Source organism: Methanobrevibacter thaueri, assembly GCF_015062905.1.
Taxonomy (GTDB): domain Archaea; phylum Methanobacteriota; class Methanobacteria; order Methanobacteriales; family Methanobacteriaceae; genus Methanocatella; species Methanocatella thaueri_A.
The window spans coordinates 1-14791 of the sequence record NZ_SUTK01000037.1 but is presented as its reverse complement, the minus strand read 5'-3'; the positions used below and the strand labels follow the sequence as shown (position 1 = coordinate 14791).

Here is a 14791-nt window from a genome sequence, read left to right as displayed (position 1 = left end):
ACAAACTCATTTACATTCAAGTTTCTTATTTATTGGCAAGTGAAGAAACTGTTGAAAGAGAATTTAAACCATTAAAGAGTATTCAAGATAATTATCCAAAATACGTAATAACCATGGATGATGTGGACATGTCTCATGAGGGAATCATTCATTTGAATTTAATTGATTTTTTAAGGGATAATGAAGTGATTTAACATCCTGGAAACCATACTCTTTTTAGGAAGTATGTCCTTTTTTAGGGAGTTTATCAACTCTGAGTTGATAAACTCCTTTTGGTTTTTAAATAATTATTTTGAAGATAGATAATACTTGTTTTTATTAAAAGTAGTAGATAATTCACCTACTTTTCGAGCATTATTTGTTCGCATTCTATCAAACAAAAATCGAAAAAGTAGTAGATAATTTGAAGTGTATTATGCCAACAGTAACATGAAGCCGGTTAAAAAGAACCAGAAGTTGCATAATCCTGATTCCCCACTTTTGATTGGTGAGGGGTGATGTTGTAAAGGAAGTCAATTAACCGAGTTATATTGATAATCAAACTAGATTAATCTGTTATTTTTATTGAACGAAGCCCCCTTTCAGCCAACCTGTTGTGCATTTCATTTTTTAATGTCATCGCATCAAGGTTTTCGATTGAATTGCCCAAAAGACCTAATTCATGTGTCAGTTTTGCTGCTAAAACAACTCCACGTTCATTACCGGGAACAATCAAAAGAGGATCGAACTTCCGCACTTCTTCAAGAGTTTCCTCAAATGTGTCCTTTTCATAAATCATGTCAAATTCATAAGGAATCAACTCATATTCCTCTTTGACATGTTTTCCAAATTCCTTTCCGTCTTCGGTATCTACATTTTTTAAATCCAACACAACAGGATTATAACCTCTGTTGATTATGTCGCCTATAAAATTTTTTCCGGTTGATATGCACTCAACAACTATAATGTTTCTCATAATACCCCTTTTAATATTAATAGTGAAAGAATACACAGACCTCTTAAGGTCGGATGAATTTCACAAAAAAGCATCTGAAGATATTAGTTTTCAAATGCTCTCAGAAATATTAAATCATTTTTTGCCGTATAAACCATTATAAAAAAGTAATGAAATGGGCCCGACGGGAATTGAACCCGCGACAACAAGGTTAAGAGCCAAGTGCTCTGCCAGACTGAGCTACGGGCCCCATTGAAAATTCATAAAAATGATAATAATATTTTACAATTTAACCCTATTTAACTGTTTTTGTTTTGTGCAGGTAATTCATTTATCTATCTACTATATGTTGTGGCATTTTTGCCACTAAAACTATTAAAATATTAATGAACAAATAATTTTTCATGGCTCTTGAAGAGAAATTGTATGGAAATCAATTTGAAAGAAATATTGTGGGCAGTGCAATTAAATCCATAAGCAATAAATGGACATTTTACATTTTGAAGGATTTGTTTTTGGGAAAAAAGCGTTTTACACAATTCCAGGAAAATCGTCCAAATCTAGACAATAAATCTCTTTCAAGATGCCTTAAATCAATGGAAAACAACAATTTAATTGAAAAAAAGATTAATAATCATGAAACGGAATATTTCTTAACTTCAAAAGGAATGAAACTAAATAAAATATTATATGAATTGATTATTTTTGCTTTGGATACTCATGATGGAGATTTTTACACAAATGAAGAGATTATGTTCATTAAAGAAACTTATATTGATATTCTTAATTTATAATTTTGAGGTGATAGAATGTCTTTTATTAAAAAGTCTGGTTTAATAATTATATTGGGTTTAGTTGCCTGCACTGCGGTTAGCGGGGATGACAGTATGGATGATTTGGTTAAAGTGAAAATCAATGATGAGGTATTTGATGTTAAATTGGAAAACAATTCTGCCACACAGGAATTGATTAAAGAATTGAAAAAAGGAAACGTCACTGTTAATGCATCTGAGTATGGTGGTTTTGAAAAAGTAGGTGAATTGGGTTTTTCACTTCCAACAAATGATGAAAATGTCGAGACCAATTCCGGCGATATTGTATTATATCAAGGTGACAAAATATCCTTGTTTTACGGTTCCCATTCATGGAGCTATACAAAACTGGGTAAAATAGATAATTTTGATTCCAATAAGCTAAAGGAAGTTTTGGGATCTGGTGATGTTACATTGGAGTTCAGTTTAAAATAATTATAAATTTCATTAAAAAATATAAAAATGTGGTTATTATGGAAAATATTGAGATAACAAAAGAATGGGATAAGGTTTTTCCCAAAAGCAAAAAGGTAACTCATGAAAAGGTAACATTCAAAAATAGGTATGGAATCACTTTGGTTGCTGATTTGTACAAACCAAAAGATTCTAAAGATAAATTACCTGCTATTGCATGTGCAGGACCATTCGGTGCTGTTAAAGAACAGGTTTCAGGTCTTTATGCTCAAACATTGGCTGAAATGGGATTTTTGACAATAGCTTTTGACCCTTCATTTACCGGTGAAAGTTCAGGTGAGCCTCGTGACATGGCATCCCCCGACATCAATACTGAAGATTTCCAGGCTGCAGTTGACTATCTTGTCACATCAGATGATGTTGACGGAGACAGGGTCGGAATTTGTGGAATCTGCGGATGGGGAGGAATGGCGCTAAATGCTGCATCTCTTGATACCCGTATCAAAGCAACAGTCACCTCAACAATGTATAATATGACTCGCATTACTGCAAAGGGATATTATGATGCGGATGATAATGCTGATGCAAGATATGAAATGAAAGTTGCCCTAAACAATCAAAGAACTGAAGACTTTAAAAACGGCGAATATGCAAAAGCCGGAGGAGTCATTAAAGAGGTAACAGATGACTTGCCGCAATTTGTAAAGGATTATCATGACTTTTATATTGAACCGTTGGGATATCATCCAAGATCTCCAGGTTCAAATGATGGATGGAATGTAATAGGATGCATGTCATTTATATCTCAGCCGATTATAGCATATTCTGATGAAATCAGAACACCGATTTTAATGATTCATGGGGAAAATGCACATTCCAGATATTTCTCAGAAGATGAATTTGCAAAATTGACTGGGGAAAATAAGGAGTTAATGATTATCCCGGATGCAGTTCACACTGATTTGTACTATAAAACTGATGTAATACCATTTGAAAAGATTGCAGAATTTTTCAATGAAAACTTGTAAGTTACTTTAAATAGTAACTATTCTTTTTTTTTTATTTCGAAAACAATTTTTCACAATTAAACTTGTATTATGTCAATTTCAAAAAGTTGTGTGATTTGAATTTTCACTAGTTTTTGAGTCTCGAATTTTTTTATTCTATTTTTTCTTTTTTTTAATTTAAAGCAATAAAATAGGAAATATCTTCCAAAAAATATTTCCAAAACATATAAAAAGAACAATGAAAATAGAACAAGGAATTCAAGCAGATTCATGCTAAAATTAAATCATTGGAACATAAAAATGAAAAAATCACACAAGTTTTTGAAAGAGCCGTATTGATTTTGAAAAAATTATTTATAAAATATGGAAAACAGATATTATTATAATAAATAATTTTCAGGTTGATATCAATGAGTTATAATGCAAAAGATTCTTTTAAACAATATTCATCAAAACTGTGGATGAATTTTGATGAAGCAACCTTGATTTCACCAAACAGCATTGGTGAAAAAGAAAAAGGCATAATTGAAAAATCAGAATGCGAAATTAAAAAAGAAAATCTAATTGAATTCGCTGAATCCAATTCAATTTCAATTAATTCTTTATTACTGGCGGGTTTAACTTTAACACTCAACAAATTTAATTATTCGGATGAAACATTAATGTTCAATCAAAATAATGTTCCATTTGCCGCCAAATTTGAAAACAGGCAGATATCCGTCAGGTCATTTTTAGAAAAAATTCATGAGGATTATAATGCTGCCTTGGCGTTTGACGAATATTATGATAGTGGGGATTTTCCTTTAAAACCTGAATTCTATTATGCTTTTGATGAAGATTTAAAGTCAGATGTTGAATATTCCAATTATTTAAGCATTGTTGAAAATGATGAGACCTTTTTATTGTCCTTATTTTACAATAATGAATTGTATACAAATGAATTCATTGATTTATTCCTATCAAGCCTTGAAAAAATCGTTGAAGAAATAGTCCATGCAGATATAGATAAAACAAATATCTGTGATATTGCTCTTGTCGGTGAAAATGAAAATGTCATCTTCAGTGAAGTTGAAATGCCTTTGCTTCACAAGCGCTTTGAAAAGCAGGTAGCTGAGAAAGGAGATGAGATTGCTCTTGTTGCAAGTGATGCCACATTGACTTACAGGCAATTGGATGAAAAAGCAAATGTTATTGCAAATGCTTTGATTAAAAGAGGAGTCAAGCCGAAAAGCAATGTTCTGGTAATGCTTTCAAGGGACAGCAATTTGATTGCTTCCATTTTGGGTATCATTAAAGCGGCTGTGCATTCATTCCGATTGATCCGGAATATCCTCAGGAGAGAATTAATTATATTTATGAAAACAGTCAGGCAGACTATATTATTGCCAATGAATCCGGAGAAAAATCCTTAAACATTGAAGAGCTGCTTAAAGATGGCAATACGAAAAATCCTGACGTTAATGTTGATTCTGATGATTTGGCATATATGATTTACACTTCAGGATCCACAGGCAATCCTAAAGGTGTAATGATTAGCCATGAAAACATCTGTAATCAGGTTTCAAATCCTAAATCCACTTATGACAGTTTGCTTTGTATTACAACTATCTCTTTTGACGTGTCTGTTGATGACATATTGACATCTCTTTCAAATGGATTGAAATTAATATTTGCTGATGATGTTCAAATTAAAAATGTTCCTGAGCTTATTAAATTGATTGATGTAAATAAACCTGAAGTTTTAGAAATTACTCCTTCAAGGCTTGCTTCTTATCTGGAGGTAAAAGAATTCTGCAAGGTTATGTCCTGCTTCAATTGTATTTTCATGGGTGGTGAGCAATTTTCAGCAAAAGTTTTTGAAGATTTAAGAAAATACAGTGATGCTGTTGTCTATAACAGTTACGGCCCAACAGAAACAACAATCACCTCAAACAACAAAGAGGTCACAGACATAAACGATTTGACTGTAGGGATTCCTCATACTAATTATGTTACTGATGTTCGTGACATTGATGGAAAATTGGTTCCTAATGGCGTAATGGGCGAATTGTACATTGGAGGTACTGGTGTAGGTAAAGGATACTACAATATGCCTGAAAAAACCGAAGAAGTGTTCCTGACCATCAATGACATTCCATATTACAGAAGTGGGGACTATGCTATTGAACTTCCGAATGGCGAAATTGACATTAAAGGAAGAATAGACAACCAGATTAAATTAAGAGGGTTAAGAATTGAAATTGGTGAGATTGAAACCAATATTGGTAAATATCCGGGTATAAGGCAAGCTGTTGTTGTAATTAAAGAGATTAATGATAATGAACATTTATGCGCATATTACACTGCTGATGAAGAGATTGACAGTGATGATTTAAAAGAGTTTTTAAAAAATCGTCTTACTCGTTATATGGTTCCTACAGTGTTCATGCAGCTTGATGAAATGCCTCAAACACCAAACGGCAAGACAGACCTGAAACAGCTGCCTGAACCTCAACTTAAATTGTCATTTACACTACCGGAAACTGAAACCGAAATGATGTTGCATGAAATTGCTTCATCAATCAGCAAAACAAAGGAATTCGGTACTACTGATGATTTGTATGCTGTTGGATTTACTTCATTGGCACTGATGAAATTAAATGCAAGGATTTATGAGGAAATGGGTGTTAATTTAGATATTATTTCGTTATTGAATGATCCTACAATTAAAAATATTGCAAATGAAATAGAAAACAATGATATTCTTGATTTGAATAGTGTAATAGAATCATCCAAAGACATGGTTTATTACCCATTGACAGAAAATCAAATGGGAATCTATTATGAGTGCATTCAAAGCGGTGATGTTGCACAGTATAATCTTCCGTCAGTCATAAGATTCGGCAGTGAAATTGATGCAGACAGATTGCATGACGCAATCATTAAGACAATTGAAGCATATCCTTATCTTAAAACCAGAATTGTTGCACAAGAGGGTAAGGTGATGCTGAAACGTGATGATTCAATAGATATTGATGATATTCCAATTGTTAATGTTGATGATATTTCCGATGAAGAAATCGAAAAAGAAAATTTAAAACTATTTGATTTGCATAATGACCAGTTATTCAGATTTAAAATCTATAAAGCTCCTAGTGAAACAATTTTATTCTCAGATGTCCACCATATCATTTCCGATGGTGAATCATTAGACAAGCTGTTCACAAACATTTCCAATGCCTATCAGGGAATTGAAATTGAAAAGGAAACAATCAATGGTTACATTAACAGTATAATTGAAAGTGAAAACGAAAACAGTGAAAAATATGAATTGTCCAGGGAATTCTTCCGGGATAAATTAACTCATGAAGTTGATTCAACTGTATTGACTCCTAATTTGAATGGTAATTTTGAAGAGGGAATTTTAAAATCAATTTCCAAAAATATCGACCCCGAACTGGTTAATAGGTTTTGCAGTGAAAACCGGATAACCCCTAATGTTTTATTCATGGCAGTGACCATGCTGAACTTGAATAAGTATACGTTCAATGACAAAACATTGATTACAACTATTTTCAACGGAAGGTCAGACTCATCCTACATCAACACACAGGCATTTCTGGTTAAAACGCTTCCAATTGTTTCAATCAATGATGATAGGACATTATCATTTAAAGAATATTTAAATTCTGTCAATGATATCTGGATGGAAACCATTAGCCATTCTGATTATCCTTATACTAGGATTTCTGAAGAGTTTGGATTGAAACCAGAGTTTTTCTATGCATACAATAATCTTGACGCTGAAAATATTGAGATTGATGGCAAAACTTATAGGGTTAAATATTTGGATTCACTCGAAGTCAACTATAAAATATCCTTAGATGTTAATGAAACTTGGGATAATATTGAATTATTCCTTCAGTACAATGATCAATTATATAGTTCAGATTACATTGACACATTCTTAAATTGTATGATAGATATCATAAATCAATTAATTGAGGCAGATATTGAAAAATTAACCATTGGTGAAATAGAATTAGCTGAAAGTAAAGAGACACCTATATTCACACATGTTGATATGCCGATTTTACATAAACGCTTTGAAAAACAAGTTGTCGACAAAGGTGATGAAACTGCTCTTGTTGCAACTGATGCCACATTGACTTACAAGCAGTTGGATGAGAAGGCAAATGTTATTGCAAATGCTTTGATTAAAAGAGGAGTTCAGCCGAAAAGCAATGTTTTGGTAATGCTTTCAAGGGACAGTAATTTGATTGCTTCTATTTTAGGCATTCTTAAAGCGGGCTGTGCATTCATTCCGATTGACCCTGAATACCCTGAGGAAAGAATAAATTATATTTATGAAAACAGTCAGGCGGATTATATTATTGCTAATGAATCCGGAGAAAAATCTCTAGACATTGAAGAACTGCTTAAAGAGGGCAATTCAGAAAATCCTAACGTTGATGTTGGCCCTGATGATTTGGCTTATATGATTTACACTTCAGGTTCAACTGGTAATCCTAAAGGTGTGATGATTGGTCATGAGAACATCTGTAATCAGGTTTCAAATCCTAAATCCACTTATAATAGCTTGCTTTGTATTACAACTATCTCTTTTGATGTGTCTGTTGATGATATATTGACATCTCTTTCAAATGGATTGAAACTGATACTTGCTGATGATGTTCAAATCAAAAATATCCCTGCTTTAATCAAGTTAATTGATGAAAACAAACCTGAAATTTTAGATAGTACTCCTTCAAGACTTGCTTCTTATCTTGAGGTAAAAGAATTCTGCAATGTTATATCATGCTTAAAGTGTATTTTCATTGGGGGAGAGAAATTTTCAGCAAAAGTTTATGAGGATTTAAGAAAATACAGTGATGCAGTTGTCTATAACAGTTACGGTCCAACAGAAACAACAATCACATCAAACAACAAAGAGGTAACTGATGTACATGACTTGACTGTGGGTCATCCTTTAGCCAATTATGTAACTGATGTTCGTGACATTGATGGTAAATTGCTTCCTAATGGCGTAATGGGTGAATTATATATTGGTGGTACTGGTGTAGGTAAAGGATACTATAACATGCCTGAAAAAACTGAAGAGGTGTTCCTGACCATCGATGACATTCCATATTACAGAAGCGGGGACTATGCTATCGAACTTCCGAATGGTGAAATCGACATTAAAGGAAGAATTGACAATCAGATTAAACTAAGAGGATTAAGAATCGAAATTGGTGAAATAGAATCAAATATAGGACAATATCCAAATATCAAACAAGCAATAGTTGTAATTAAGGAAATCAACAACAATGACCATTTATGTGCTTATTATACTGCAGATGAGAAAATTGACAGTGATGATTTAAAAGAGTTTTTAAAAGACCGTCTTACCCGTTATATGGTTCCGACAGTGTTCATGCAGCTTGATGAGATGCCTCAAACGCCAAACGGCAAGACAGACCTGAAACAGCTGCCTGAACCTCAACTTAAATTGGCTTTGGTGATGCCTGAAACTGAAACGGAAGAACAATTATATGAAATCGTTTCATCTATTGCAGATGTTGATGAATTTGGTGTAACAGATGACTTATACGCTATAGGATTTACTTCATTGTCATTAATGAAATTAAATTCCATAATCTATGAGCAAATGGGCGCGAATTTAGACATTTCCATATTATTCAATGAGCCAACAGTTAAAAACTTTGCAATAGAAATTGATAATTCATCAGAAAAAGAGTCTGGCCTTCAAGAGATTATTGAATCAGCTAAAGGCATGGAGTATTATCCATTGACAGAAAATCAATTGGGTGTTTACTATGAATGTAAGCAAAATCCGGACGTGATTAAGTATACAATGCCTACAACAGTAAGATTTGGCAGTGATGTTGATGCAAATAAACTTAAACAAGCAGTTATTGATACTATTGAAGCACATCCATATCTTAAAACAAGAATTGTAAATCATGATGGTGAGTTAAAACAGAAAAGATGTGATGATGTAGCAATCGACGATATTGAAATTGTTAAAGTCGATAGCATCAGCGATGAAGACATTGTTAAAAATGATGTTGGTCCAATCCATATAGAGGATAGCCAATTGTTCAGATTCAAAATATATGAAACCCCTGATGAAGTTGTCTTATTCACAGATTTCCATCATATAATTACTGATGGTGTATCGCAAAACAATTTATTTAGAGATATAGCTGACATCTATGAAAATAAAGACATATCTAATGAAATAATCGATGGTTATACCTACAGTATTCTTGAAAAAGATGCCGAAAATAGTGATGCATATCATTCTGCAAAGGCATTTTTCGATGATAAATTGACTCAAGGAATAGAATCTACAGTTCTAACCCCTAATCTTAGTGGAAATCCTGATGAAGGTAAAATAAAACGTGTTTCTGATACTATTGATTCGGAATTAATTAATGAGTTTTGTAATGACAATTCTATAAGTAAAAACGCAATGTTCATGGCAAGCATAGTATTAAATCTAAATAAATTCACATTTAGTGATAAGTCATTGATTACTACAATATTTAATGGAAGGTCAAGTCCAAGTTATTTCAATACTCAAGGATTTTTGGTAAAAACCGTTCCGTTTATAATCAATAATGAAAACAGGCATTCGTCAGTCAGAGATTTCATTAAATCCATTGATCAAACTTGGAAGGAAACCTTGAGAAATAGTGCTTATCCATATATTAAAATTGCTGAAGAATATCAATTAAAACCTGAATTCTTCTATACTTATCATGAATTCTTGGAATCAGATGAAATGATAATAAACAATAAAGAATACGTCCCACAGGAGTTACCTGGGGTTGATATGGTCACAGTTGAATCTAAAATCAGTTTGGCCATTTATGATGAGGGGGATAAGTTTAATTTTATCATGGAATATAATGATCAACTGTACAGTGAAGATTATGTTATATTGTTCCTAGAATCCCTGAAAAACATTTTAGTCCAATTTCTTGAAAATGATGTGGATAATTATAAAATACAGGATGTTGCATTAATATCCGAAAATGAAGCGCCATTATTTGATGATGTTGATGATTTAATTATTCATGAACGCTTTGAAAAACAAGTTGATAAAACTCCAGATGATATTGCACTGGTTGCAAGTGATGAGATATTAACTTACAAAGAATTGGATGAAAAAGCAAATCGTATTGCTAATTCTTTGATTAAAATAGGAGTCAAACCAAAAAGCAGAATTTTAATCATGCTTCCAAGGGACAGTAATCTTATTTCATCAATATTTGGGGTATTGAAGACGGGTAGTGCATATATTCCAATAGATTTGGCATATCCTCAAGACCGTGTTGATTATATTTATGATAATAGTCAAGCAGATTACATTATTGCAAGTGAAACCAAAGGAAATGTTATTGGAATTGGTGATTTATTAAAAGGAGAGGATATCGAAAGACCTAATATCAAAACTTCTCCTGAAGATTTAATTTATATGATTTATACATCAGGATCAACTGGAAAACCGAAAGGAGTAATGATTGCCCATAAAAATGTTGCAAGCCTATATGCAAAAAGTGATGAAAATTATTTATATCAAAATGTATCCCATCTTAAAAAATCTCTTTCAATCACTTCAGTTTCATTCGATCCATTCATGATGGATTTAATGGTTCTGACATTTGGTTTAAAAATGGTATTGGCTGATGATACTACAATTAAAGATATAAAAGAATTAACTGACTTGATTAAAAGAGAAAAACCTGATTTGTTGTCTAGCGGAACTCCATCAAGAATTAATCAGTTTATGGAATATTCAGAGTTTAGAGATGAATTAAATAACCTCAAGTCAATGTATCTTGGTGGAGAAATGATGTCTGAGGAATTCGTTTCTAAAATTAAATCTTGTTGTGATACTGTTGTTTATAATTCTTATGGGCCTACTGAAACAACAATTATCTCAAGTTTTAAAGATGTTATTTCCTCTGAAAAGGTTACAATAGGAAAAGCAAGTTATAATTACATCATGGATGTAAGGGATATTGATGGAAAACTGGTGCCCGATGGGGTGATGGGTGAACTATATATTGGTGGACCTTGTGTTGGAAAAGGATATTATAATTTAGATGATAAAACTAAAGAAGTATTCCTAACTATTAATGACACTCCATATTATAAGACTGGCGATTATGCAATCAGATTGCCAAATGGTGAGTTTACTATTGAAGGAAGAATTGATAATCAAATTAAATTGAGAGGATTAAGAATTGAAATTGGTGAAATTGAATCGAATATTTCTAGATTCCCAAATATTAAGCATTGTGTTGTTGTAATTAATGAGATTAATAATAATGAACATTTATGCGCTTATTTCACAGCTGATGAAGAAATAGATATAAATCTCTTGAAGAGGTATTTGGCAAATAAATTAACTGAATATATGGTTCCAACTGCATTTATGCAGCTTGATGAGATGCCAATGTCTCCAAATGGTAAAACAGATATTAAAAGACTTCCAAAACCAAAATTAAATCTTGATTATGTTGAAGCTGAAAACGAAACAGAAGAAAAATTAGTTGAACTTGTTGCATCCATTGCCAATACAACTAAATTCGGTACAACTGATGATTTATATCAATTGGGTTTCTCTTCTTTAACTTTAATGAAATTAAACTCAATGATTTTCAATGAAATGAATGTGAATATTGACGTAACATCATTGTTCACAAATCCGACAATAAGGTCTCTTGCAGATAGAATTGACAACAATATAGGATCTGAAATAGATGTTGATGAAATTATTGAAACTGCAAAAGATATGGAATATTTCCCATTGACTTCAAACCAAATGGGAATTTACTACGAGTGTATGCAGACTGAAAAAATCAAATACACCATGCCTTCCGCAATAAGGTTTGACAGCAGTATTGACCCTGATAAACTTAAGGATGCGATTATTAAAACTGTTGATGCACATCCATATCTCAAAACAAGAATTATTAATATGAATGATGGAAAAATATTGCAAAAAAGATGTGACCATGCTGAAATTGAAGAAATAGAAATCGTCGAAATAGATTCCATTAGTAACGAAGAAATGATGGAAAGAGACATAAAACCGATTCCATTAGACAACAATCAATTATTCAGATTTAAAATCTATAAAACACCAACAGAAACAATATTGTTTGCTGATTTCCATCATATTATTACTGATGGGGAATCTCAAGGTATTTTCTTCAATGATTTAACCAAAGCATATAACAATGAAGAAATCGAAGCTGAAAAAATTAACGGATTTGAATACAGTCTGATTGAAGAGAAAACTTCTGTCAGTGAAGTTTCTAAGAAATTCTTCAAAAAACAATTTAGCCAAGACATTGAATCAACAGTTTTAACCCCAAATATGAATGGTAATCCGGATATTGGGAATATTAAACTTGTTTCAGATCAAATGAGCTCTACTTTTGTCAGGCACTTCTGTAAAGACCACTCAATAAGTTCAAACGTTTTATTTATGGCAGCTACACTTTTAAGCCTTAATAAGTTTACATTTAGTGGTAAGTCATTAATCACAACAATCTTCAACGGTAGGGCAAACTCCAATTTCTCCAATACTCAGGGAATGCTTGTTAAGACATTGCCGGTTATTGTAAACGGTGAAAATCGTGACATGATGGTTGAAGATTACATAAAAATTGTTGATAAAGCATGGAAAGATGCATTAATTCATAGCGATTACCCATACACAAAACTTTCAGAAGAGTATCAATTAAAACCTGAATTCTTCTATGCGTTTCACGAATCCTTAAATAATGGTATTGAACTTAATGGTAGGTCTTATGAAGCAATGGACCTTGATGGTACTGTTTCAACTGACTACAAAATAAACATGGACATTTATGATGATGGGGAACTTATTACTTTGTATTTGGAGTATAATGACCAAATCTATACTGAAGAGTATGTTAATCTGTTCCTGCATTCAATTAAATATGTCTTATTCCAATTCTTTGTACACGATATGGACAAGCTAAAAATAAGTGATATCGAATTGATGGAAGGCGAAATTCCAGAATTTAAAGAGATTGACACTCCGATTTTACATAAACGCTTTGAAAAACAGGTTGTTGAAAAAGCAAATAATGTGGCATTGGTTGCAAGTGATGCCACTTTAACTTATGGCGAGTTGAATGAGAAAAGTAATAGGATTGCAAATGCATTAATCAGGCGAGGTGTAAAGCCAAAAAGCAATGTCCTTATAATGCTTAAAAGGGACAGTAATTTGATTGCTTCCATTTTAGGTGTTCTGAAAGCAGGCTGCGCATATGTTCCTATTGATCCGGAATACCCTCAGGAAAGAATCAACTACATTTATGAAAACAGTCAGGCGGATTATATCATAAGCTATGAGACTTCTGAAAATTCAATAAGTGTCAATGAACTTCTTGAAGAGGAAAACACTGTCAATCCGAATGTGGATGTTCTTCCTGATGATTTGGCATATATGATTTATACTTCCGGGTCCACAGGTAATCCTAAAGGTGTAATGATTACTCATAAAAACATCTGCAATCAGGCTCAAAACCCTAAATCCACTTATGATAGTTTGCTTTGTATCACAACTATCTCTTTTGACGTGTCTGTTGATGACATACTGACATCCCTTTCAAATGGATTGAAATTGATACTTGCCGATGATATTCAAATCAGAAACGTTCCAGAGCTTATTAAACTGATTGATGAAAATAAGCCGGAAGTTTTAGAAATCACTCCTTCAAGAATAGGATCATATCTTGAATTAAAGGAATTCTGTAATGTGATTTCTTGTTTAAAATGTATTTTCCTTGGTGGAGAGCAATTTTCAGCAAAAGTTTATGAAAATTTAAGAAAATACAGCGATGCAGTTATTTATAACAGTTACGGTCCGACAGAAACAACAATCACCTCAAACAACAAAGCGGTCACTGATATAAACAATTTGACTGTGGGTCCTCCTTTAACCAATTATGTCACTGATGTTCGTGACATTGATGGGAAATTGGTCCCTAATGGTGTAATGGGTGAATTGTACATTGGGGGTATGAGTGTTGGAAAAGGATACTACAACATGCCTGAAAAAACCAAGGAATCATTCTTAACTATCAATGGCATTCCATATTACAGAAGTGGAGATTATGCTATTGAACTTCCAAATGGTGAAATCGACATTAAAGGAAGAATCGACAACCAAATCAAATTAAGAGGATTAAGAATCGAAATAGGTGAGATTGAAACCAATATTGGTCAATATCCAGATATAAGGCAGGCTGTTGTTGTAATCAAAGAGATTAACAATGTTGACCATTTATGTGCATATTACACTGCAAATAGCGAAATTGACCGTGATGACCTAAAAGAGTTTTTAAAAGATCGTCTCACTAATTATATGATTCCGACCGTGTTCATGCAGCTTGATGAAATGCCTCAAACACCAAACGGAAAAACGGATACTAAAAAACTTCCGGAACCAAAATTGGATTTGAATTATGTGGCACCAAAAACAAGACTTGAACATGAAATTTGTGCTATGTTTTCATCCATATTGAATTTAGAAACTGTTGGTGCAGAGGATAATTTCTTTGAAATTGGAG

5 protein-coding genes, 1 tRNA gene and 2 pseudogenes are annotated in these 14791 nt (G+C 32.7%); 6 read left to right on the top strand and 2 right to left on the bottom strand.

Annotation, left to right across the window (positions count from 1 at the left end):
- Positions 1–194, top strand: a pseudogene (locus E7Z79_RS07300) (ATPase); the annotation flags it as partial.
- 353 nt (positions 195–547) lie between these two features.
- Here the strand turns inward: E7Z79_RS07300 and E7Z79_RS07295 are convergent.
- Both E7Z79_RS07295 and E7Z79_RS07290 read right to left on the bottom strand, forming a co-directional pair.
- On the bottom strand, positions 548–955 hold the full coding sequence (locus E7Z79_RS07295) for a hypothetical protein (protein WP_303739302.1): 408 nt from the start codon (positions 953–955) through the stop codon (positions 548–550).
- 155 nt (positions 956–1110) lie between these two features.
- Positions 1111–1184 (bottom strand) — tRNA-Lys (locus E7Z79_RS07290).
- 154 nt (positions 1185–1338) lie between these two features.
- On the opposite strand from E7Z79_RS07290, the gene E7Z79_RS07285 reads away from it, so the two are divergent.
- From E7Z79_RS07285 to E7Z79_RS07265, 5 genes and pseudogenes are all read left to right on the top strand, one after another.
- Positions 1339–1728, top strand: coding sequence for a helix-turn-helix domain-containing protein (locus E7Z79_RS07285; RefSeq protein ID WP_303739301.1), 390 nt, complete (start codon positions 1339–1341; stop codon positions 1726–1728).
- A 15-nt stretch (positions 1729–1743) separates the two neighbouring features.
- Positions 1744–2181, top strand: a complete 438-nt coding sequence (locus tag E7Z79_RS07280) for a cyclophilin-like fold protein (protein ID WP_303739300.1) — start codon at positions 1744–1746, stop codon at positions 2179–2181.
- Between the two features lie 38 nt (positions 2182–2219).
- On the top strand, positions 2220–3188 hold the full coding sequence (locus tag E7Z79_RS07275; protein WP_303739299.1) for an alpha/beta hydrolase: 969 nt from the start codon (positions 2220–2222) through the stop codon (positions 3186–3188).
- A 389-nt stretch (positions 3189–3577) separates the two neighbouring features.
- A pseudogene (locus tag E7Z79_RS09730) lies at positions 3578–5592 on the top strand (amino acid adenylation domain-containing protein); the annotation flags it as partial.
- A partial coding sequence (locus E7Z79_RS07265) for an amino acid adenylation domain-containing protein (protein WP_369693440.1) occupies positions 5575–14791 on the top strand: 9217 nt, incomplete at its 3' end. The pseudogene E7Z79_RS09730 and the gene E7Z79_RS07265, both read left to right, overlap by 18 nt.